Origin of the sequence: Streptomyces olivochromogenes, assembly GCF_001514115.1 — a bacterium.
Taxonomy (GTDB): Bacteria; Actinomycetota; Actinomycetes; order Streptomycetales; family Streptomycetaceae; genus Streptomyces; species Streptomyces olivochromogenes.
The window spans coordinates 247,708-269,848 of sequence record NZ_KQ948451.1 but is presented as its reverse complement, the minus strand read 5'-3'; the positions used below and the strand labels follow the sequence as shown (position 1 = coordinate 269,848).

General features: G+C 70.5%; 22 protein-coding genes. 10 read left to right on the top strand and 12 right to left on the bottom strand.

All coding sequences use genetic code 11. The features are described 5' to 3' along the window. Positions 1–5: 5 nt before the first annotated feature. Positions 6–989 (top strand): phosphotransferase family protein, encoded by a 984-nt coding sequence (locus AQJ27_RS01265; protein ID WP_067360307.1) that lies wholly within the window; start codon positions 6–8, stop codon positions 987–989. Positions 990–1,067: 78 nt separating this feature from the next. Here the strand turns inward: AQJ27_RS01265 and AQJ27_RS01260 are convergent, their stop codons facing one another. From AQJ27_RS01260 to AQJ27_RS01245, 4 genes are read right to left on the bottom strand one after another with little or no spacing between them, the layout of a single operon-like run. Next, a complete protein-coding gene (locus tag AQJ27_RS01260; RefSeq protein ID WP_067360305.1) occupies positions 1,068–2,426 on the bottom strand; it encodes a GH1 family beta-glucosidase in 1,359 nt (452 codons plus the stop codon). A 29-nt stretch (positions 2,427–2,455) separates the two neighbouring features. Then, positions 2,456–3,349, bottom strand: a complete 894-nt coding sequence (locus tag AQJ27_RS01255; RefSeq protein WP_067360303.1) for a carbohydrate ABC transporter permease — start codon at positions 3,347–3,349, stop codon at positions 2,456–2,458. Beyond that, positions 3,342–4,343: a carbohydrate ABC transporter permease gene (locus AQJ27_RS01250; RefSeq protein WP_067362593.1), complete on the bottom strand. Its 1,002-nt coding sequence runs from the start codon at positions 4,341–4,343 to the stop codon at positions 3,342–3,344. Before AQJ27_RS01250 ends, AQJ27_RS01255 begins: the two co-directional genes overlap by 8 nt. 14 nt (positions 4,344–4,357) lie before the next feature. Next, positions 4,358–5,674, bottom strand: a complete 1,317-nt coding sequence (locus AQJ27_RS01245; RefSeq protein ID WP_067360301.1) for an ABC transporter substrate-binding protein — start codon at positions 5,672–5,674, stop codon at positions 4,358–4,360. A gap of 169 nt (positions 5,675–5,843) precedes the next feature. Here AQJ27_RS01245 and AQJ27_RS01240 point away from each other — a divergent pair, with 169 nt between their 5' ends. Beyond that, the gene (locus tag AQJ27_RS01240) at positions 5,844–7,226 is read left to right on the top strand and encodes an ROK family transcriptional regulator (RefSeq protein WP_067360299.1); all 1,383 of its coding nucleotides are present in this window, start codon (positions 5,844–5,846) and stop codon (positions 7,224–7,226) included. Positions 7,227–7,550: 324 nt separating this feature from the next. Here the strand turns inward: AQJ27_RS01240 and AQJ27_RS01235 are convergent, their stop codons facing one another. Further along, a complete protein-coding gene (locus tag AQJ27_RS01235; protein WP_235613419.1) occupies positions 7,551–8,000 on the bottom strand; it encodes a DUF3455 domain-containing protein in 450 nt (149 codons plus the stop codon). Positions 8,001–8,166: 166 nt separating this feature from the next. After that, on the bottom strand, positions 8,167–8,670 hold the full coding sequence (locus tag AQJ27_RS01230) for a hypothetical protein (protein ID WP_067360298.1): 504 nt from the start codon (positions 8,668–8,670) through the stop codon (positions 8,167–8,169). Positions 8,671–8,761: 91 nt separating this feature from the next. Between AQJ27_RS01230 and AQJ27_RS01225 the strand changes: the two genes are divergently transcribed. Next, positions 8,762–9,127, top strand: coding sequence for a MerR family transcriptional regulator (locus AQJ27_RS01225; protein WP_067360296.1), 366 nt, complete (start codon positions 8,762–8,764; stop codon positions 9,125–9,127). A 251-nt stretch (positions 9,128–9,378) separates the two neighbouring features. Continuing rightward, positions 9,379–10,212, top strand: coding sequence for an alpha/beta fold hydrolase (locus AQJ27_RS01220; RefSeq protein ID WP_067360293.1), 834 nt, complete (start codon positions 9,379–9,381; stop codon positions 10,210–10,212). A gap of 13 nt (positions 10,213–10,225) precedes the next feature. Here AQJ27_RS01220 and AQJ27_RS01215 read toward each other — a convergent pair whose 3' ends face one another. Then, entirely contained in the window at positions 10,226–11,185 is a 960-nt protein-coding gene (locus AQJ27_RS01215; protein WP_067360291.1) for an SDR family NAD(P)-dependent oxidoreductase, read from the bottom strand. 461 nt (positions 11,186–11,646) lie between these two features. After that, positions 11,647–12,684, bottom strand: a complete 1,038-nt coding sequence (locus AQJ27_RS01210) for a PHP domain-containing protein (protein WP_067360289.1) — start codon at positions 12,682–12,684, stop codon at positions 11,647–11,649. A 153-nt stretch (positions 12,685–12,837) separates the two neighbouring features. Between AQJ27_RS01210 and AQJ27_RS01205 the strand changes: the two genes are divergently transcribed. From AQJ27_RS01205 to AQJ27_RS01190, 4 genes are all read left to right on the top strand, one after another. Beyond that, positions 12,838–13,074 (top strand): hypothetical protein, encoded by a 237-nt coding sequence (locus tag AQJ27_RS01205; RefSeq protein ID WP_067360287.1) that lies wholly within the window; start codon positions 12,838–12,840, stop codon positions 13,072–13,074. A 276-nt stretch (positions 13,075–13,350) separates the two neighbouring features. Continuing rightward, complete coding sequence (locus AQJ27_RS01200; protein ID WP_067360285.1) at positions 13,351–13,737, top strand: hypothetical protein; 387 nt, start codon at positions 13,351–13,353, stop codon at positions 13,735–13,737. A 3-nt stretch (positions 13,738–13,740) separates the two neighbouring features. Beyond that, on the top strand, positions 13,741–14,493 hold the full coding sequence (locus tag AQJ27_RS01195) for a hypothetical protein (protein WP_067360283.1): 753 nt from the start codon (positions 13,741–13,743) through the stop codon (positions 14,491–14,493). Further along, entirely contained in the window at positions 14,490–14,867 is a 378-nt protein-coding gene (locus AQJ27_RS01190; RefSeq protein WP_067360281.1) for a peptidase inhibitor family I36 protein, read from the top strand. The genes AQJ27_RS01195 and AQJ27_RS01190 overlap by 4 nt, the downstream gene beginning before the upstream one ends. Before the next feature lie 103 nt (positions 14,868–14,970). Here the strand turns inward: AQJ27_RS01190 and AQJ27_RS01185 are convergent, their stop codons facing one another. From AQJ27_RS01185 to otr(A), 3 genes are all read right to left on the bottom strand, one after another. Beyond that, complete coding sequence (locus AQJ27_RS01185) at positions 14,971–15,531, bottom strand: VanZ family protein (protein ID WP_096239714.1); 561 nt, start codon at positions 15,529–15,531, stop codon at positions 14,971–14,973. A 206-nt stretch (positions 15,532–15,737) separates the two neighbouring features. Further along, a complete protein-coding gene (locus AQJ27_RS01180; RefSeq protein WP_067360277.1) occupies positions 15,738–16,400 on the bottom strand; it encodes a DUF4230 domain-containing protein in 663 nt (220 codons plus the stop codon). 185 nt (positions 16,401–16,585) lie between these two features. Further along, positions 16,586–18,442 (bottom strand): tetracycline resistance ribosomal protection protein Otr(A), encoded by a 1,857-nt coding sequence (otr(A), locus tag AQJ27_RS01175; RefSeq protein WP_067360275.1) that lies wholly within the window; start codon positions 18,440–18,442, stop codon positions 16,586–16,588. Between the two features lie 247 nt (positions 18,443–18,689). Between otr(A) and AQJ27_RS01170 the strand changes: the two genes are divergently transcribed. Then, complete coding sequence (locus AQJ27_RS01170) at positions 18,690–19,643, top strand: ribose-phosphate diphosphokinase (protein WP_067362587.1); 954 nt, start codon at positions 18,690–18,692, stop codon at positions 19,641–19,643. A 147-nt stretch (positions 19,644–19,790) separates the two neighbouring features. Beyond that, complete coding sequence (locus tag AQJ27_RS01165; RefSeq protein WP_067360272.1) at positions 19,791–20,042, top strand: hypothetical protein; 252 nt, start codon at positions 19,791–19,793, stop codon at positions 20,040–20,042. 6 nt (positions 20,043–20,048) lie between these two features. On the opposite strand, the gene AQJ27_RS01160 is transcribed toward AQJ27_RS01165, so the two are convergent. After that, a complete protein-coding gene (locus AQJ27_RS01160) occupies positions 20,049–22,046 on the bottom strand; it encodes a carbohydrate-binding protein (protein ID WP_235613420.1) in 1,998 nt (665 codons plus the stop codon). Between the last annotated feature and the right edge of the window lie 95 nt (positions 22,047–22,141).

Here is a 22,141-nt window from a genome sequence, read left to right as displayed (position 1 = left end):
GGCGTATGACGGAGGACTCCTGGGAGCGGGCGCGGCGGATCCTCGCGGCGGCCGGACTGCCGCCGGACCGCCTCGCCCGCTGCCGCCCGCTCGACGGCGGCACCTACAACACCGTCGAGGAACTCCTTCTCACCGACGGCACCCGCCATGTGCTGAAGGTCCCGCCCCCGGAGAGCGCCCCGGGCATGCGCCATGAGCGCGAACTCCTGGTGTCCGAGGCGGAGTTCTATCGTTCGGCGGCCACCGTCAACGTACCGGCGCCGCGCGTCGTGGCCACCGGGGGCCGTCACCTCCTCATGACGGCCTGCCCGGGCCAGTCGTGGAACGGCACGCTCACTCCAGACGAACAGACCGCTCTGCGCACGGAGTTGGGTGGCCTGGTGGCCCGGCTCCACCAGGTCACCGGACCCGGGTTCGGCTACCCGTCCGGGGCCCTCGGCCCACTCGCCCCCGACTGGCGCACCGCCTTCACCACCATGTACGACGCCGTCCTGGACGACGCCCGCCGCTATCGGGCCTGGCTGCCCCGGCCCGTGGCGGAGGTGGCCCGCACCGCGAAGGAGGCGTACGACGCCCTGGACGAGGTCACCGACCCCCGCCTGGTCCACTTCGACCTGTGGCCGGGCAACATCCTCGTGGACCGGCCGGAAGGAACACCCCGGATCGGCGGCCTGATCGACGGCGAGCGCATGTTCTGGGGCGACCCCCTGGCGGACTTCGTCTCCCTCGCCCTCCTCGGCGACATCGAGGACGACTCGGCCTTCCTGACCGGCTATCGGAAGGCGGGAGGCCGCGCGGACTTCGACCCCGCGGCCCGCCGACGCCTCGCCCTGTACCGCAGCTACCTCTACCTGATCATGCTCATCGAGACCGTGCCCCGCGCCGTGGGTGACGACGATGCCGCCTGGACCCGGAAGGTGGTGGCTCCGCAACTCGTGGCGGCCCTGGACGACATCGGCCGGCATGGAGCCGGCAGGTCGAAGGGGTGACCTCGTCCCACGCCTTCGGCTGGACGCGAGCTCCGTTCGAGGGAAGACCCGCGTCCAGCGCGAAGGCCGGGACGTACGTCAGGCCGCGCTGCGCCTGCGCTCCCCGTGGGCCCGGATGATGTCCGCGTACCGGTGGCCGGTACCCTTCACCGTGCGCCGCTGGGTCTCGTAGTCGACGTGCACGAGGCCGAAGCGCTTGTCGTAGCCGTAGGCCCACTCGAAGTTGTCGAGCAGCGACCAGGCGAAGTATCCGGCGAGCGGGACGCCCTTGCCGGCCGCCGCGGCACACGCGGCGAGGTGCTGCTCCAGGTACCGCGTGCGCTCGGGATCGTCGACGGTGCCGTCGGGGCGGACGACGTCGGGATAGGCGGAGCCGTTCTCGGTGACGTACAGCTTGCGGGCGCCGTAGTCGTCGGTGAGGCGCAGCAGCAGGCGCTCGATGCCGGAGGCGTCGACCTCCCAGTCCATGCCGGTGCGGGGAACGCCCAGACGGCGCACCGTGCGCACGCGCGGCGCGGGTCCTGAGGGGTCGTCGGCGACGGTGGACGGGAAGTAGTAGTTGAGGCCCAGCCAGTCCAGGGGCTGCGCCATGGTCTCCAAGTCGCCCGGCAGCTCCGGGAGTTCGACGCCGTAGACCTCGCGCATGTCCGCGGGGAACCCGCGGCCGTGTACCGGGTCCAGCCACCAGCGGTTGGTGTGTCCGTCCAGCCGGCGGGCCGCGGCGACGTCCTCGGGGCGGTCGGTGGCGGCCTCGACGCTGGAGAGGTTGTTGACGATGCCCACCTGGGCGCCCGGTGCGGCCGCGCGGATGGCCTGTACGGCCAGGCCATGGCCCAGGAGCAGGTGGTACGAGGCACGGACCGCGACCTCCAGATCCGCGAAGCCGGGAGCCATCCGGCCCTCCAGGTGACCGATCCAGGCCGAGCACAGCGGCTCGTTCAGCGTCGTCCAGTGCTGGACGCGGTCGCCCAGACGCTCCGCGACCACCGACGCGTACGAGGCGAAGTGGTGCGCCGTGTCGCGTGCCGGCCACCCGCCGCGGTCCTGGAGCACCTGCGGCAGGTCCCAGTGGTAGAGGGTGACGGAGGGGGTGATGCCCGCCTCCAGCAGGGCGTCGATCAACTGGTCGTAGAAGTCGAGCCCCTTCGCGTTGACCGGGCCGTCGCCGCCCGGCACCACCCGGGGCCAGGCGATGGACAACCGGTAGGCGTTGGTGCCCAGTTGGCGCATGAGTCCGATGTCCTCGCGCCAGCGGTGGTAGTGGTCGCAGGCGATGTCACCGTGGTCGCCGTTGTCGATCTTGCCCGGGGTGTGCGAGAACGTGTCCCAGATGGACGGCGAGCGGCCGTCCTCGGCGACGGCTCCCTCGATCTGGTAGGCCGACGTGGCCGTGCCCCACAGGAAGTCCTCGGGGAGTGCGGCAAGGTCGATGGTCACGGAAGTCCCTTCAGGGGATGAGGAGTCGGTCACTTGACGGCTCCGGCCGTCAGGCCGGCGACGAGGTAGCGCTGGAGCAGCAGGAACCCGGCGACCACCGGGACGCTCACCACGAGCGAGGCGGCCATGATCTGGTTCCAGTACACGTTGTTGAGCGTGGAGTAGCCCTGGAGCCCGACGGCGAGCGTGCGCGTGGTGTCGTTGGTCATCACCGACGCGAACAGCACCTCGCCCCAGGCGGTCATGAAGGCGTAGACGGCGACGGCGACGATGCCGGGGATCGCGGCGGGCACGACCACCCGCAGCAGCGCGCCGAGCGGCCCGCAGCCGTCCACCAGGGCCGCCTCGTCCAGATCGCGCGGCACCGAGTCGAAGTACCCGATCAGCATCCAGATCGAGAACGGCAGGGAGAAAGTGAGATACGTGAGGATCAGGCCGCCGCGTGAGCCGAACAGCGCGATGCCCGTGGCGTTGCCGATGTTGACGTAGAGAAGGAAGAGCGGGAGGAGGAAGAGGATGCCGGGGAACATCTGCGTCGACAGCACGGTCACCGTGAAGACGCGCTTGCCGCGGAAGCTGTAGCGGCTCACCGCGTACGCCGCGAAGACCGCGATCACCACCGAGCAGACCGTCGCCGCGCCCGCCACGATCAGCGAGTTCACGAAGTATCTCGCCAGCGGGACCGTCGACCAGATGTCGATGTACGGGCGGATCGTCAGCCCGCTCGGCAGCCAGCGGAACTTCCCCGAGACGTCCGCGAGCGGCTTCAGCGAGCTGGAGACCATGACGTAGACCGGTACCAGGACGAACCCGGTGAGCAGGGTGAGGAAGATCCTGCGGGACCAGAGGAAGGAGCGCGGGGGAGCCATCGGCGAGCGGGGCGCCTTCGAGGCGCGGGGCGCCGTCTGCGCGGTGCTAGACATCGGCCGTCTTCCTTCCCCGGGAGGTCAGCAGCAGGTAGACGCCCGTCACGACGAGCAGGAAGAGCAGCAGCAGGACCGACATCGCGGATCCGGTGCCGAAGTTCCAGGTGACGAAGGAGGCCTGGTAGATGTGCACCGAGATGAGGTCGGCGGCCTCCGGAGCGGTCCTGCCGAAGAGGACGAACGGCGTGTTGAAGTCGTTGAACGTCCACAGGAACAGGACCAGCACCAGCACCTGGTTGACCGGGCGCAGCGACGGCAGGGTGATGCGGCGCAGCTGCTGCCACAGACCGGCGCCGTCGAGGGCGGCGGCCTCGTACAGCTCCCCGGGGATGTTCTGGAGGCCCGCCATGACGATGAGGAACGCGAACGGCCAGCCCTTCCACACCGAGACGGTGAGCAGGGCGTAGAAGCTGTTGTCGCCGATGAGCCAGAAGGACGGCTTGTCGGTGAGGTGCAGCTGGTCGTGCAGGACGTGGTTCACCAGGCCGTTGTCGTGCTGGAACATGAACACCCAGGTGATGACCGCCGCGTACACGGGCAGCGCGTACGGGACGAGGAAGAGCGCCCGCAGCAGACCGCGGCCGCGGAAGGTGTCCTGCATGTAGATCGCGGCCGCTGTGCCGATCAGCCAGCACAGGCCCACCGACAGCAGGGTGAAGCCGACGGTGACGAGGAACGAGTGCAGCAGCGCCTTGCCGACGGGCGCGCTGAAGTCCACCGACACCTTGTAGTTGTCGAAGCCGGACCAGGGCGCGGTGCCCCAGTCGCGGATGTAGAACTGGGTGAGCTCCTTGAAGCTCATGAAGATGCCGATCACCATCGGCACCAGGTGGACCAGGAGTTCGAGGATCAGGGCGGGCAGGAGCAGCAGATAGGGCAGTGCGATGCGCCGGATCCGCCCGGGGCGGCGCGGTCCGCGCGCCGCCCCGGGGGAGTCCTTGGGCACCGCCCGTTCGCCGGAATCGGCGGAGGCGGCGGTCGTGGTGGTCATGAGGGAGTCCGCGCTCACTTCGCAGGCATCTGCTGCTGGGCCTTCTCGAGCTCAGCCTTCACCGACTCCGTGGTCACCGCGTGTCCGGCGGCCGCGGCCGCGAACAGTGTCTTGACGGCCGTACCGACCGTCGTCTCGAATTGGGACTCGTCGGCGACCTGGGGAAGCGCGGCGGCGCTCTTGGCCAGGGTGTCCTTGAGGACCGCGTTCGCCGGGGTGTTGAAGGTGGCGTCCGTCTGGGCCGTCTTCACCGGCGGGATCGAGCTGTACGCCGTGTTGAGGATCTTCTGCTCGGCGTCGCTGGTCATGAACTTCACGAACTTCGTGGCGCCGTCGAGGTTGTGGCTGTTCTTGAAGACGGCCAGGTTGATGCCCGCCACCATCGAGTTGACGTTGGTGCCGGTTCCCGGGGTGCCGGACTGCACGGGGACCGGGGCGATGCCGTACGCGTCGTCACTCATGCCCTGCGACTTGAGGTTGGCGGACGCCGACTGCCACAGCAGCATCGCGTTCTTGCCCTTGGCGAAGTCGCTCACGGACTGGTTCTGGGCGTACTCGGCGTTGCCGGGCGCGATGATCTTGTCCTTGGCCATCAGGTCGACGTACTGCTTGACCGCCGCGACCGTGCCGTCCGAGGTGAAGTCCGGCTTGCCGTCGGCCGTGAAGAAGTCGGCTCCGTGCTGCTTGGCGAAGACGAAGGTGTGGTGGATGTTCTCCGAGGGGTTCGAACCCTCCGCCCCCAGGCCCCACTTGCCGCCCTTGGACAGCTTCTTGCCGTCGGCGATCAGCTCGTCCCAGGTGGCCGGCGGCTTCGCAATCCCCGCGTCGGCGAACATCTTCTTGTTGTAGTAGAGCGCGTACGCCATCGAGTACAGCGGGACCGCGGCCGGGTCCTTGCCCTGCGCGCCTGTCGAGCCGAGCGCCGATTCGACGAAGCGGTCCTTGCCGCCGATCTTGGCGAAGTTGCTCGCGTCCCACGGCAGCAGCGCGCCGGTGGCCTGCAACGAGGCGCTCCAGGTGTTGCCGATGTTCAGGACGTCGGGGCCCTGACCCGACGTGGTCGCGGTGAGAATCCGGTTCAGCAGGTCCGACCAGGGGACGACCTCCACCTTCACCTTGATCCCGGACTGCTTCTCGAACTTGTCGAGTTCCGGCTGGAGGACCTTCTTGTCGACCTCGATGCTGGCGCCCTGGTTGGAGGCCCAGTAGGTGAGCGTCTTCGGCGAGTCGTTGGACCCACCGCCTGTCGACGAGCCGCCACCACAGGCGGTCACGGCGGTCAGCAGGGAGACGGTGACCGCACCGGCGGCCGCGGCTCGGATTCTGCGCATGGCTGCGTATGTCCCTTTCCCGGAGGAAGAGCCATGAGGGGCGCCCGCGTTCACTTCTCGAACGACCCTCATGTCTTAATTTAGGACGTGAGTTAAGACCCGGAAGAAAGTCGCGTCAAGGGATCGCGCAGGGGTATCTTGCAGGTCGGGCGGGCCAGGAGGGACTCACATGGCGGTGCGGAACGGGCGAACAGTGCGTGACCTGCGGCGCGGCAATCGCACCGCAGTGTTGCAACGGTTGTATTTCGACGGCCCCATGAGCCGCTTCGAGCTGGGCCCGGCCACCGGCCTGAGTTCTGGTTCCGTCAGCAACGTGGTCGCCGAACTCGTCGCGGACGGTCTGGTCGAGGAGGCCGGAAGCGTCGATTCCGACGGCGGTCGCCCACGCACGTTGCTGCGGGTCGTACCCGGCAGCGGCCACATGATCGGCGTCGACGTCGGCGAAACCCGCGTCCGCGTCGAACTCTTCGACCTGACCCTCACCGAACTCGCCCGCACGGAACGGCCGCTGGAGCAGCGGAGGTACGGGGGTGACTGGGCGTCGGACGGCGAGGGAGCGGCTCAGGGAGAGGGACCGCCGCTGGGCGGCGGACCGTCGTCTAAGCGTCGGGAGTACGACGTCGATGTCATCGTCGGGCACATCCGGGACGGCGTCGCCGAGGTGCTGGACGAGGCGGGCATCGCTCCCGAGCGGTTGCTCGGCGTCGGTATCGGCGTTCCGGGAATCGTCGCCCGTACGCCCGAGGAGGGCGCGGTGGTGCACGGTCAGACGATCGGCTGGGACGCCGTCCCGCTGGAGTCCCTGCTCCGTTCGGCCTGCCAACTCCCCGACACCGTCCCGTACTTCGCGGACAACGGCGCCCGGACCCTCGGCCAGGCCGAGATGTGGTTCGGCGCCGGACGCGGCGCGCGCAACGCGGTCGTCGTCCTCTTCGGATCGGGCGTCGGCGCCTGCCTCGTCACCGAGGACGTGGAGCACGGCCGCTCGGTGGAGTGGGGCCACCTGACGGTACGGGTCAGGGGGCGCCGCTGCCGGTGCGGTGCCCTGGGCTGCCTGGAGGCGTACGCGGGCGCGGAGGCGCTCCTCGACCGCTGGCGCGAGGAGGGCGGACGCCCGCCCGAGGAGACCGACGAGGAGACCGCGCTCACCGCGATGCTCACCGCGGCCTACCCGGCCGAGGAGGGCGTCGAGCCCGACCCCGTCGCGCTCGCCGTCCTGGAGGAGACCGCCGAGTACCTGGGCGCGGGCCTGTCCGACCTGATCAACCTCTTCCAGCCCGAGCGGATCCTGATCGGCGGCTGGGCGGGCCTCCAGCTCGGCACCCGCTTTCTGCCCGCCGTACGCCGGTACGCGGCCTCGTACGCCCTGCGTTACCCGGCCGAGCGCGTCTCCATCGACCTCGGCCGGCTCGGCCCGGACGCGGTCACCGTCGGCGCCGCGATCCTGCCGCTCGCCGACTTCTTCGCGCGGGGCGGCCGACGCGCCGAGCCGGTGAGCGAGGGCCGCTCCCCGGCCTGGCGCACCGCCCTGGAGGAGCGCGCCCCGCACTGACCCACAGCCGGGGGTTCTCGACGCCCGTTCGCGCACGGTGAGTCGGCCGCGATCACTTGGAATCCGTCAGCCAGCCAAGCTTGTTCAGCTGCGCCTTGGTGATCGCGTCCGGTATGACAGCCGGCTCTTTGCCCCTTGGCCCCGCCGTCCGGCGAGACGCCGAGGGAGCAGTCAGTGTCGGGTTGACCTCGTAGCCGTCGAGATCCGTTTCCGGCGCTGCGCCTGCCGGGGCACCCTGCTCGGATCCGCATGCGACGAGCGCCCGCGGCAAGGCAGGGGCCCTTGAGATCGTCCGGAGGACCCCTGCCGTCGCTCGTTACCGCATCACTTGGCGGGCTTGTAGAAGGCGTAGGTGGCGGAGTAACGGACGCTGATCTGGTCGGTACCGGTGCAGGCGGTGGTGGGTGCGACGCCGCCGTGGGTGTTGAGGCGCTGGAGGTAGGAGACGCCGGCGAAGACCCCGGTGCCGCGAGTGGCGGTGGACTGCAGGAGAAGCTCGGGGATGGTGCCGGTCTTGGGGGAGTTGGCGATGGCGGCGGCGTTGACCGCGCTGCCGTCCACCGTGGACACCCAGACGGGGCCGCGGGAGTCGAGGGCGACGGGGCGGTGGGAGCGGTCGTTCTTGGCCCACAGGGTGGCGGCGGGTTCCAGCAGCTTCCAGACGCCGTCGGTGCAGGCGTAGGTCTGGACGCCCGCGGCGGAGAAGACGCCGGTGAGCCGGTTGCCGTCGGGGACCTTCAGCGCGGCGGGAGCGTCGAGGGTCGTTCCCGCCACACCGGGATCTTCGACGCGATGACGAGTAGGGAGTATCGCCGTACGGGTGTCGGCTCGACGAGGGACTACGGGGCACGTGGCCGGGCACGCCTCGGCGTACTCGCGGCGTTCGACGGGCCGTCGAGGCAGCGGGGTGCGGCGGCTCACAGCGGCCCTCGACAGGGTGTCACCGGCCCTCCGTGGGGAGTGGATGCCCGACGGCCGGGCCGGCCTCGGTGTCCAACGGGTTCGTGTTCCGGTTTCGCCACCATGGCATGTTCCGGTTTCGCCCCCACGGCACCAGCTGGACGAGGCCGAACATCACCTCGACGCCGAAGAACAGCCAAAGCAGTCGCATGGCACCGTGGGCCAGCGCGTACGCCTGCCACGCCGCGAACAGCGTGCGCGCGATGCCGTCGAGCAGTCCGTGCACCGGAAGCGGCCGGACGATGCGCAGGACGGCCCAGACCACCACGACCGAGCCCATCAGATTCGCGTACAGGGTCTGCACCGGGTCGAGTTCGGGCAGGGCTCCCAGCCCGAGTGCGTTGCCCGACGACGACAGCGCATCGTGCACCAGCGCGTACGTCCACGGCGTCGCGAAGCCCGCGGTGACGACGAGGTCGTACCAGGCGCTTGCCCGTACGGCGCGCAGGTAGGCGGGGCGTTCGGGGGCGAGAGTCCGGATCACGATGAGGCTCCAACTGGTCTTGGGACAGCGACGCCTCACGCTAAACAGTGGAGTACGGTCCAAGGTCAAGCCCACCGTCCGATGGAGGGACATGCGTATCGGAGAGCTCGCCGCGCAGGCGGGTATGAGCAGAGACACCATTCGGTTCTACGAGAAGGTGGGCCTCGTCACGGGTCGGCGGCTGGCCAACGGCTATCGCGACTTCCCGCCCGAGGCGGTGCCCTGGTTGCACTACGTCCGCACCGCGCAGACGCTGGGATTCTCTCTCGCGGAGATCGCGCGGCACGGTGAGGAGTTGCGGGAGGCGCCGGACTCCGCGCAGGCGCTGTCTGTGCTGTTCGAGCAGAAGATCCAGGTCATCGACGCCCGGATGGCCGAACTCGCCACCCTGCGAGCCGAACTCGCCACACGCGTCGACACCGGGTGCCCGTTGCGGGCCATCGGCCGACCGAGCTGACCACGAGGTCGGGGGCGCGGGCGGCCCGGCAACTGTCCGGCCATGGCCGGGCGTTGCACTCCGCTGTGCCCGGCAGTGCCTTCCGGCCCGTACGCTGCCGAAGGCCACGCCCCGGGCCTCGGCCACCGCGGCGCCGGCCAGGCCCTCGCACACTCGGACATGACCTCGGGGGTAATCGACCCCGCCCAGGCCCTCCGGAACCATGAAGGACGTACCCACTCGTCCCGCCACCGGATTCCGGGAGGTTTCCCATGCCGTACTTCGAGAGCCCCGTCGATGGCACCCGACTGCACTTCGTCGACTACGGTCCCGCCACCGGACAGATCGTCGTGTTCGTCAACAGCGCCTACTTCGGGACGGAGATGTGGGAGTACCAGATGCTGCCGCTCGCCACGGAGGGCTACCGGTGCGTCGGCTTCGACCGGCGCGGCCACGGCCGGTCCGACGACGTGTGGGGCGGGTTCGACCTCGACACTCTGGCCGACGACGTCGACGGGCTGCTGCGCCACCTCGACCTGTCCGGGGTGACACTGGTCGGGCACTCCATCGGGACCGCGGAAGTCGTACGTTGTCTGACCCGGCACGGCGTCGAGCGGGTGGCGAGGGTGGCACTCGTCGCGGGCATGGCGCCCGGGGCCGTACGGTCCGCGGACCATCCGGAGGGCATCGACCCGGGCGCCGTCGAGGCCGGCAACGAGGTCTTCCGCCGCGACCGGGCAGCCTTCTTCGTGGACGGGGCCCGCTCGTTCTTCGCCCTCGACCTCCCCGGGAACGAACTCTCCCCGGCCTATGTGCAGTCCATGATCAACCGCTGTCACGGCGCCACCGCGCGCGGCGGGGCGGCGTTGGGAGACCTCGCGGCCACCCTGAACGTCGCCCCCGAACTGGCCAAGCTCGACCTGCCCGCGCTGGTCGTCCACGGCACCCACGACACCTCGGCGCCGCTGGACCTGACCGGCCGCCGGGCGGCCGAACTGCTCCCCAACGGCACACTCAAGGTCTACGAGAACGCGGGCCACGGCCTCTTCGCCACGCACGCGGAACGACTCCTCGCGGATCTGCGGGAGTTCATGGCCCGCGACTGACGCCCCGGGCGCGTCACGCGAACGCGTTCACCCCGGTCAGCTCCGCCGACAGCGTCCACAGCCGCGCGGCCTGCTCGGGGTCGATCGCGTAGTCGCGTACGCCGGTCCGCTCGCCGTCCGCCGGAGCGACCTCGGCGATGTCACAGTCCTCGCAGTACACCCCGCCCAGGCCGGCCAGCTGGGGTGAGGTCGCGGCCCACACCTGGGTCGCCGCACCCTCCTGGGGCGATTTGAAGCCGGACGGGTTCAGCGGGTTGCCGTCCTCGTCGATCCAGCCGCGCTCCACCATCTCCTCCTTGGCGAGGTGGCGCTGCAGCGGGGTGAGAATGCCGCCGGGGTGGAGGGCGAAGGCCCGGACGCCGGAGTCCCGGCCGAGCCGGTCGAGGTGGACGGCGAACAGGATGTTCGCGGTCTTCGCCTGTCCGTACGCCTCCCACTTGTCGTAGCCGGTGCGCCAGTGCACGTCGTCCCAGCGGATCCCCGAGTTGTGGTGACCGCCCGAGGAGACGGACACGACCCGCGCGCCGCCCGGCTCGATCGCGGGCCACAGACGGTTCACGAGCGCGAAGTGGCCGAGATGGTTGGTCGCGAACTGGGCCTCCCAGCCGGGACCGACGCGGGTCTCCGGGCAGGCCATGATCCCGGCGTTGTCGATGACGATGTCGATGGTGCGGCCGGAGGCGAGGAAGCGTTCGGCGAAGGCGCGGACGCTGTCGAGGTCGCCGAGGTCGAGCTCGTCCACCTCGACCCCCTCGATGCCCTCCACCGCCTCCCGGGCCACGTCCGGGCGGCGCGCCGGCACGACGACGTGGGCGCCCGCCTTGGTGAGCGCGCGGGTGGTCTCCAGGCCGAGCCCCGAGTACCCGCCGGTGACGATCGCGAGCTTCCCTGTCAGGTCGACGCCCTGGAGGACGTCGTCGGCGGTGCTGTGGGCGCCGAACCCCGAGCCGATCTTGTGCTGTGCAGTGGTCATGTCCCGACGCTACGGATTGGAGAGCACTCGAAGTCAAGCGGAGACCGCCGCCCGCGGCGGGGGCAGGACATGGCCGGGGGCCGTGCAGGGGGCCAGGCATGGAAAGGCCCCGACCGGACGGGGGAATCTCGGTCGGGGCCGTCTGTGGTGGGCACGGATGGCGGTCACCTCTCGGCGAGAGGCTCCACAGGGCTTCAGCCGAACGATCGTCCCTGTGGGCAAAAGGTGAGGCCCGGGGACACCGTCCCATCCGCACCCACGGTTGGTTTAACGGGGAACTACCGATGGGTGTTCCCGCGTGACCAGGGCAGGCGCGGTGATCTGCGTCACCCGGAGGGGGCAAGAGGGGCGGACGGTTCTCGGGTCGCCCTACGACTCACGTCTCTCGCCGTACGGCTTCACGCGTCCGGGCGCTCGGGCTCGGGTTCTCGGGTTTGCTCTCGCGTTCCAGCGTACGCCCGTCAGGTGCCGGCGACACGGGTCGGTGCCGTCCGCGACCGGGTCCAGGCCAGCAGCTCGTCCTCGCTCCAGGTGGTGATCACGCGCTCGGCGGGCACCCCGCACTCCTCGGCCCGCGCGCAGCCGTGGATCTGCCAGTCGAGTTGGCCAGGAGCGTGCGCGTCGGTGTCGATCGAGAAGAGCACGCCCGCGTCGAGCGCCCGGCGCAGAAGCCGGCGCGGTGGGTCGAGCCGTTCCGGGCGGCAGTTGATCTCCACGGCGGTACCGGACTCCGCGCAGGCGGCGAAGACCGCGTCCGCGTCGAACTCCGACTCGGGCCGCCGCCGCTCGGTGAGCAGCCGGCCCGTGCAGTGCCCGAGCACGTCCGCGAGCGGATCGCGTACGGCGGCGACCATACGGCGGGTCATCGACCTGGCGTCCATGCGCAGCTTGGAGTGCACCGACACCACCACGACGTCCAGCGACTCCAGCAACTCCGGCTCCTGGTCGAGCGACCCGTCGTCGAGGATGTCGCACTCGATGCCGGTGAGCAGCCGGAAGGGGGCCCACCGGCGGTTGAGCTCCGCCACCACCGCCAACTGCTCGCGCAGCCGCTCGGGGGACAGGCCGCGCGCCACGGTCAGCCGCGGCGAGTGGTCCGTGAGCACCGCCCACTCGTGCCCGAGGCGCGCGGCGGTCCGGCCCATCGCCTCGATCGGGCTGCCGCCGTCCGACCAGTCGGAGTGCAGATGACAGTCGCCGCGCAGCAGCGCCCGCAGCCGTTCGCCGCCCTCGGCGAGGGGTCCCGCGGCCTCCTGTTCCAGCGTCTCGAGATAGCCGGGCAGCCGACCGGCCACCGCCTCGCGCACGACCTGCGCCGTCTTCGGCCCGATGCCCTTCAGCGACTCCAGGGTTCCGGCGGCGACGCGTCTGTCGACCTCCCCGGCGGGCAGCGCGGCCAGCACGGCCTGCGCGGTGCGGAAGGCCCGTACGCGATAGGTGGGGGCCTGGGTGCGCTCCAGCAGGAACGCGATCCGGTCCAGGGCCTCGACGGGATCCATCGGCACCGCCTTCCGTGAGCTCCTCACCCCTTGCACGCCACTCAAGCCCTTCAAGCCGTTCAAACCCTTCAAGCCTTGCTCAGCCGCCGTCGGCCCGCACGGCGGGTGTCACTCACCTCGGCCCGCTCGTGGGAATGGATCTACGCTCTAGGCATGACCGAAATCTCGAGCCCCCACATCTCCTACCCGCGGGTCATGGTGCTCGGGGTGCAGCCGTCCGACCCGCCGTTTCGCATCATGGAGATCGACGGGGAAATGGTCGGCGAGGCGAAGTCGATCACCGATGTCCTGGTGATCGCCGGCTCCCACGGGATCCACATCCACGATCTCGACGACCCGGACGTGGTGCGCTGGGTGGGCGGCGACAAGTTCACCTGGGCGTCGCGTTAGGGCCTGACCGGCGGATCAGGTCGGAGGGAAGCCACAGCGCCGTGTCGGCACCGGCGGATCGTTCCGCAGCGCCGGACAGCTTGATCGAGGGGCGGGGAGCGCGCGGACCTCGGGTTTCGCGCCGGTGTGAGCTGTCGCGGGAGGAATGACCCCGCACCCCAGGAAAGATCACCAAAGGGTGGGAACCCGGCATGGGCCGATTCCCGCGAGGGCACGGTTGATCTTGCCGGGTGATCACGACCGCCCCGGCGCCCCCTCTTCCCTCCGGGAGTCGTCATGCCCCGTGGTTTCGCCGTGCCCGCCGCCGCCCTCCTCGCCTCGACCGGTCTGCTGGCCTCCTCCGCCCTCCTCACCGCCGTACCGGCGAGCGCGGTGACGCACGGCGCCTCGCGGGCCGGAGACGTGTGCTTCTGGACTGCCGCCGGACAGCACGGCTCGTCGTGGTGCTACACCCCACCGGGCTATACGGACGTCCCGGAGTTCCTGCACGACAAGGCCGCATCCTTCAGGTCCAACGCCGACACCGCCGTGTACGCCATCGACTGGGGCCGCGGCACCTGCTACGCCCGGCTGATCCGGGCGCACGACCTGGCCGACAACTGGCCGTGGGGCGCCCGGCTCGACGGCGTCGCCGACACCATGATGGGCTGCGAGGTCGGCTGACCCGTGCGACTCCTTCGCGCGTTCGCCGCCGCCGCGCTCGCGGTGCTGGCGTTGACGGGGTGCTCCACGGCGACGGCGCAGCGGGCCGTGCCCTCGCTGCCCAGGACCGAGCGTGACCGCGACGACCTCATCGACGCCGCCCAACAGGTGCTCGTCGACCGCTGTCTGGCCGGGCGGGGACTGACCCTCCCCAACGCCTCGGCTCCGCGGGACCACAGTGCCTCGGCTCCGCAGGACCACAGCGCCTCGGCCCCGCAGGACCGCCGACTGCAGGGCGCTCTCTTCGGCCGCGGCCGACCCGAGCTCTCCGTCACCCTCGCCACCGGCTATACCGTCACCGCCCACACGGACGGCTGCCTCGCCGCCGCCGAGCGCGATCTCTACGGCGACCAGCGGCTCTGGTTCCGTACTCGGGTCGTGGTGAACAACCTGCGGGCCGAGGCCCAGCAGCGCATGAAGCGCGACCCCGACTACCGCGCCGCGACCGCCCGCTGGACCCGCTGTGTCACCCCGGCGCACGGGGCCCGCCCCGGCCGCCCCGACCCCGCCGTCTCCACGCGCTGCGCACGCGAGAGCGGCCTCACCCGGCTGCGGGCGCGGCTGGAACCCGCCCTGCTGGCCCGGGTCCGCGCCGAGCGGCACGGACAACTGACCACCTACCGGCAGCTGCGCACCCGCGCACTGCGCCGCGCGGCGGATCTGTACGCCGAGCGGACCGTCCAGGTAACCCTGAAGAAAGGCAGTGACCCTTCGTGATCACCCAGCGTCTCGCGCTCTCCGCCGCAGCGGCCCTGCTCGCCCTCACCGGCGGCCTCGCCCTCGCTACCCCCTCCGGCGCGGCCGACTGCCCCAGCGGCAACTTCTGCGTCTGGGAGAACGCCAACTTCGACGGCCAGCGCGCCAACTGGTCGGGGGACGACGGGTGGTGGGAGAGCTGGATCGCCGACACCGACTCCTCCTGGGCCAACCACGGCATCTCGGGCCCCGGCGTCAAGGACCACGTGAAGGTCTACGAGGACGCCTGGCAGGGTGGCGCCATGACCATCTGTCTCGGACCGGGGGAGGAGGTCGGCTACAACGCCGTGGCGAACGACCGCGGTGACTCGCACACCTGGTCCATGGGGTGCTGAGAGGCCGACCCCAGCTGATCGACCCCAGCTGATCGACTCCGGCCGATCAACGCCGTCCGCCCGCGGTGGGGGCCGCGGGCGGACGGTCATGCCGTGCGGCCCCTCAGGCCTTCGGGGCCTCGCGCCGGTTGCGTCGGCCCTGCCGACGGCGCTTGGGATGCACCGCCCGGCCCATCCGCCGTCCCAGCAGCAGATAACCCACCAGCGCTCCGGACGTGTTGAGGATGACGTCGTCGATGTCGAAGGCGCGTCCGGTGATCAGCGTGCCCTGGACCAACTCGACCAGCAGCATCACCACCGCGGTGAGCAGCAGAACGCGCAGGATCCCCCTGGCCTTCGGAATCAGCACGGGCACCAGCACGCCGAACGGCACACCGAGTACGACGTTCCCGCCGATCTGCTTCACGGCGTCGCGCAGTGCCGGCTGGTCGAGATAGGCCCGCAGAGAGCTGCCGGGGTGCAGATTGGTGTGGATCAGCGCCTTCGACGCCGGTGACGGCTCCAGCGTCAGCCGGGCCAGCGCGACCGCGAACGCCACCATGGCCACGAAGGCCAACAGCATCACGAGCAGCCGCACGGGCAGCGGGAGCGCCTTGCGCTCCTGCGCGGGTACCGATGACCGTCGACCGGATTTCGCCGTACCGGTGGTGCGCAGGGTGCTCATGAGTGACGCCGTACGGACCATTCGATTCTCCCGGTTTCAACTGTTCCCAGGTAAGGGCGGTTACCCGCAAAGCGTGCTTCGATGCCGAGCCCCGAACGACGGAAAGAGGGGGCCATGAAACGGCGTCCCGCGGGCACTCGGCGGCAAGGGCGCCCGGTGGGGCGACGGCCTCGCCCCACCGGACCCTCGCCGAAGTGCAGCCCGGCTCAGGCGCCGTAGCTCACGCTCACCTCCTTGAAGCCGAGGGAGCGCAGCAGACCGTCGAGCATGCCGGTGGTGTTCTCCTCGGCCCGCTTGGTGAGCTCGCTGTCCTTCGCCGCGTCGCCGATGTGCTTGACCGCGAGCTTCTGCACGGCCTGTTCGCTGTCCGGGTTGTCGGAGAAGAAGTCGCCGAGCCGGTCGAGCAGCCCACGCTGTTTGGAGACGGCGTACGAACGGTTGGGATCGAGTGCGGGCTTGCCGAGGAACGCGTGCGGCAGCCGCAGGGTGGCCGTGGTGCGGTCGGAGTCGACCGTCACGTCGTTCTTGGCGAGCGAACCGAGGTCGACATACGCCTCGACCGTGCCGGCCCCCACGTACAGCGTGCGGGTGCCGCGGATCGCGTCGGGCAGGTACTTGGCATCCTTCTCCAGGTCCACCACCACCTGGAAGTTGCCCGATGCGGCATCGTAACGGCTCATGTCCTGGATCGACTTGAGGAGGGCTGGTCCGGAGCGGTCGTGCGTCTGGGTGCCGAACAGGTCGCGCAGCCCAGGCAGAACGGCCAGGCGCAGCCCGGCGAACAGCACCACGAGCACCAGCACGACGGCAGTGATCGCCTTGGCCCACGCGGGCATGCGCTTGGGCAGGCGCTTGATGGACGTTGTCATTCGACGGTCCTCCTTCCTGCTCACCGGATGCCCCCCAAATCACTTACTAGACCGCCCTGTTGGTGGATTGACGTCGCTGACGGGGAGCGCGGGCGGGAGCGCGTCCACTGTGGAGGCACCCGCCGCCGCACTTCGCCGTACGCCGAATGAGCGCCGCGTCCGCCCGCCGTACCGCATCCGCCGCACTACATACGGCGGTCCCCCGACGGGCGGGACCACCAGACCCCTTCCCCGTGGGTGAGCCCCGGCAGCCGCAGCTCGACCTCCCGCACATGCCGGGCCGGCAGCTCGCCGGTCACGATCCAGGAGGTCCGGCCGCCGGTCGTCTCCCCGAACTGCGCGCCGTGCGCGGCGAGCCGAGCGGTGACCGGGGCCAGCGCATCGAGCGGGAGTTCCACCTCGAAGGCGTGGTACGGCTCGTACACCCGCGTCCCCGCCCGCTCCAGCGCGCGTCGCAGCACGACCGGGGTGAGGCCGCGGAAGTCGGCGGCCGTGCTGAGCGGCCCGACGAATCCGGAACGGACGAGCGTCACCCGGTAGTCCGTGACCGGCCGCCCGTGCCGACCGGAGAGCAGGGTCGCGTGGACCGTTTCCTCGATCGCCTGGTGGAAGGCGCGGGGCAGGGCACCGAGTTCGGTCTCGTACGTGAAGACGCCGCCGGAGCCGTGCGGTCCCGGCTCGATCCGCAGCCCGACCGTGGCCCAGAACCCGACGTGCCCGTGCCGCTGGATCTCCTCGCAGGCCTCGCCGGTGCCGTCCGGCCGTTCCAGGAACCGCACCCGGCTCGGCTCGAACTCCGCCTCGATGCCGAAGTCCTGGGCGAGCGTGGCCGCCAGGACCTCTTTCTGCACCTCGCCGTAGAGGAGGAGCGCGGTGCTGCCGGACGCGGCGGGCCGGGCGTGCATCAGCGGGTCCTGGTCGGCCAGCGCGAGGAGGGCCGAGCGCAGCGGGGCCGCCTGATCGGGGTGCCGGGCCCGGACGAGGGTCTCCAGGGTCGGCGCCGCGAACTGCGGCGCACGGTCGGTGACCTCACCGAGACGGTCGCCGACGCGGATGCCGCCGACGCCCCGGAGCGCGGCGATGTTGCCCGCGGTCAAGGTGGCCGCCCCCGGCCGCCCCACGACCTCCAGTTCCCGGGCCCGGCCGGGGACCCGAGTGGTGCGCCCGTCGGCCTCGCGCCGGGTGAACGCGAGCCGCTGACGACGCGTCACTTCACCGTCGTACAGCCGCAGATACGCCGTGCGCTCGCCGCCGGGTCCGGGGCGCACGGCGAAGACCGTGCCCCGTGGCTCGGCGGAGTCGGGGGCCGTCGGGCGCGGGACGAGCCGGCTCAGCCCCTCGACCAGCTCGGTGACCCCTTGCCCGCCCAGGGCGGAGCCGAAGAAGACCGGGTGGAGGGAGCCGTCGGCGGTGCGTGCGACGAGCGCGGCCGCCAGGTCGTCCGGGGTCGGGGGAGGGCCGTCCACGACCGCGGCGAGGACGTCCGTGTCCACCTCCGCGAGTGTGCCGGCCGCCGTCTCGTCCAGCGGGCGCGGGACGAGACGGGCACGCGCGGTGCCCAGGCCGCGCACACCGACGAGCGGGACGACGTACGGCGTGAGGCGGCGCCGGATGTCGTCGAGGAGCCCCGCCTCCCGCGCACCCGCCCGGTCGATCTTGTTGACGAAGATCAGGGTGGGCAGCCCGAGCCGGCGCAGGGTCTTCATCAGGACGCGCGTCTGTGCCTGCACGCCCTCCACGGCGGACAGGAGCAGCACGGCGCCGTCCAGGACCTCCAGGGCGCGCTCGACCTCGGCGATGAAGTCGGCGTGCCCGGGGGTGTCGATGAGGTTGATCTGGACGTCGCCGACGGTGAAGGCGGCGACGGCCGAGCGGATGGTGATCCCGCGCCGGCGCTCGATCTCCCCGTCGTCCGTGCGGGTGTCACCGGCGTCGACGCTGCCGAGCCGGTCGATGGCGCCGGCGTCGAACAGCAGCCGCTCGGTGAGGCTGGTCTTACCCGCGTCGACGTGGGCCAGAATGCCGATGTTCAGAGTGTCCATGCGTGGTCGAGTCCTCGGGAACAGTCGTCCGGTGGGGGCGCTGAGAAGTTCCGAGGAATCGGCGCACGTCGTTCTCCCATGGGTGAGGGGCGCTGGCCGGACCATCCTGGCGTATGCCCCGTGACCGTGCGCAACCGAATTTCCCCCGGTGGGAGTACCCGGGCGAGGCCCAGTAGCATGAGGCACGCATCCCGGGTCGATCATGCCGACCGGCGGCGCACCCGGATCGATCTTGCGAGGAGCGGTCGTGCGTGACATCGCCGTGTTCAGCGGTAGTGCCCATCCCGAGCTGGCGGCAGAGGTCTGCGCCCATCTCGGCGTGCCCCTCAGCCCGACCCGGGTCAGCCGGTTCGCCAACGACTGCCTGGAGGTACAGCTCCAGGCCAACTGTCGCGAGCGTGATGTCTTCCTCGTGCAGCCGCTCGTCACCCCGGTGCAGGAGCACCTCGTCGAGCTGCTGATGATGTGCGACGCGGCCCGGGGTGCGTCCGCCGGGCGGATCACCGTGGTCATGCCCCATTATTCGTACGCGCGTTCGGACAAGAAGGACATGCCGCGGATCTCCATGGGCGGGCGGCTGGTCGCCGACCTGCTGGTGGCGGCCGGGGCCAGCCGCGTCCTCGCGATGACGCTGCACTCCCCGCAGGTCCACGGGTTCTTCTCGGTGCCGGTCGACCATCTGCACGCCCTGCGGGAACTCGCCGCGCACTTCCGCGGTCACGATCTGTCGCGTACGACGGTCGTGTCGCCGGACCTGGGCAACGCCAAGGAGGCCGCGGCCTTCGCGCGGCTGATCGGCGCCCAGGTGGCCGCCGGTGCCAAGCAGCGGTTCGCCGACGACCGGGTGAGCATCAGCTCCGTCATCGGTGAGATCACCGGGCGCGATGTCATCGTCCTCGACGACGAGATCGCCAAGGGCAGTACGGTCCTCGAACTCCTGGAGCGGCTGCGGGAGTTGGGGCCACGGTCCATCCGGGTCGCCTGCACCCACGGGCTGTTCGCGGCGGGCGCGCTCAAGCGGCTGAGCGAGCAGGAGGACATCCTGGAGATCGTGTGCACCAACACCGTGCCGGTGCCGGACGAGGAGCACACCGAGAAGCTGCGGATCCTGTCCATCGCCCCGGCGCTCGCCGAGGCCGTGCGCCGCATTCACAACGGTGAGTCCGTCAGCGCCCTGTTCGACGCGCCTCCGAACGAATAGACAGGAAGAGCGGCACCTCCTGACATCGTTCCGCGCTCGGCCCATCGCTCGGCCCCCAGCCGGGAAGCGGCGCAGCAACGCCGGGCGTCACCCGGTGATCGGGAGGGCTCGCAGTGGCGAAGGCGAAGTTCGAGCGGACCAGGCCGCATGTCGCCATCGGGCGCGATCCTGGAGCGGTTCCAGCACGAACTGTGGACGCGCTTCGCGATCCCCCTCGTGCGCCCGGACTCCAGCGGCATCGGGCGCATCCGGAGGAACATTCCGACCGGCCGTGAGCCCTTCTGGAATGACAAGCGTGCCGTCCTCGCCCTCGCCCGACGACGCGTCAACGTTCTCCGGGCGCTGGTCCGCGGCCGAAGGTGCTACCAGATCACGCCCGCGGTGATGGCGACGCCTTGACAAACCTCATGGGGAAGCCACCTGCACCACCGCCGTCGCCCCCGCCCGCACCGTCGGCGTCGCGTACGTGTACGTCACGCCGTCGATCGTCTTGGTTCGCACGCGCTGGGGGACACCGTTGACCGTGATCTTCTTGTGGACCCCCTGGAAGCGGGCCTCCCAGCGGTAGGCGCCACTGCGCGCGTTGTTCGTCAGCGTGGTCCTCGTCGCGCCGTCGTGCCGGACGGTGATCGTGCTGCTTCCGATGGGTACGTCCGCCGCCTGGAGCCACTTCATGCCGGACGGCAGCCGTGACTGCGTGGTCACCATGCGGTTCGCCGCGTCCGGCGCGATACCCATCAGGCCCTCGATGGTCTGGCTGACCAGGGTGAACGACACCTCGGGGTAGTCACCGTTGGGGCCCTGGCTGGAGTTGACGTGCTGGAGCTCCCGTTCTCCGTAGATCTTCTTCATCCACTGCCAGGCGGTGTCGTCGCGGTTGTTCTTGAAGAACATGTCGGGCAGGTACGTCGTGGACTCGATGTTGGGCGAGCCTTCCGGCCCCAGCTCCTGCGCCTCGATGTAGTCGAGATAGGCGTCGTTGCGCGGGCCGGGTTCGATGATCTGCTTCATCGGCATGAACACGCTGTTCTCCTTGCCCCAGCCGGTGACCGGGGTGCCGGACAGGGTGTACGCGCGGACCATGTCGGCTCCGCTTCCACCGCCGCTCCAGTCGTCGTTGAAGTACGCCTTCAGATCGGCGGCACGCCGGTCGAACGTCATGGCCAGCGCGGTGTCTCCCTTGCCGCGTGCGAGCGTGGCCATCGCCAGATACGCCTGGTACTCCGCGGCGATGCCGTCCCCGGCCTCGGCGAGACCGTCACCGTCCTGCTCGTTGTAGCTGGCGGCGCCGGAGAAGATGCCGTTGCCCGTGCCCTCGGCGACCTTGACCTTGCCGTTGTCCTTGGCGGAGTTGTGCAGGTCGATGAACTGGTCGGTGGCGTGCCGGTAGAAATCCCACAGCACCGGGTCGTCGACGTATCTGCGGTCGCCGGTCCAGAGGTACGCCTGGGCGGCCTTCTCGACGAGTTCGAAGGTGGCCGGCACCTCGCGCACGAAGTTGTCCGGGCTCTTGTAGTCGATGCTCAGGTAGGTCTTGGCGTCGAAGTTGAGCGACCACACCGGGAAGTACCTGTGCTCGGCGGTGGCCGACGCCGCGTACGAGCGGAGCATCGTCTCGTTCTCGGTGTCGAGGCCGAGGATGTGGGCGCCGGCGAGCTGGTGGGTCATGTCGCGGGAGTAGTAGGCGCTGCGGTTGGCGTATCCGGCCCAGTAGGTGGGCGCGTACGGCGCGGTGCCGGTGCCGCCGGTCTGGTACTCGTCGACGTTGATCGGGCCCGTCGTGCCGGGCAGCTGCACCCAGCTGTTGGCCTTCTTCCGGGCCCAGTCGAACATCGCGACGACCTCGGGGTCGGACGAGGTGACCTTGGGGTCGGCGGGCGCGGCGGGTGAGATCATCAGGTCGTCGGCGTTGACCCAACCGCTGCCGGAGCCGAAGGCGATCTCCAGCCGGTCGCCGGCCTTCAAGTCGACGTGGCTGATGGTGTATCGGGCGTACGCGGCGCGCTGCGGCAGGTTGGTCGTCTCGACGGTCTCACCGTTGCGGCGGACCGTGTACGTGCCACCGGTGCCGGCGCTCCCGACCCACGCGGAGAAGTCGTAACTGCCGTTCCGGGGCGCGACGACGGTCAGCTCGGCGGTCTTGCCGGCTCCGGAGTCGAGGTAGAGGAAACGGGCGCCGCCGTGGGAGTTCCCGGTGCCGACCCCGGTGCCCGCGCCGAAGGTCCAGCCTGTGCCGCCGTTCTCGAAACCCGGGTCGTCGAGGGCGAGTTGGCGGCGGCCGGCGGAGGTGGTGTCCGCTGCGGGAGCCGCGCCGTGTCCCGGCGCCGCCGTGGCCGACAGTGCGGGGGCCATCGGTGCGAGCAGGGCAACAGCGGTGAGCAGCATGAGCCTTGAGGGCTTCATCGGGTCTCCCGGTCTTCGGTGACGGCGGGGCGGGGCGGCCGAGTGGTGGCGGAAAGCTAACAGGGGCCGAAGAGGAGATTCAATGGTCATGCGCA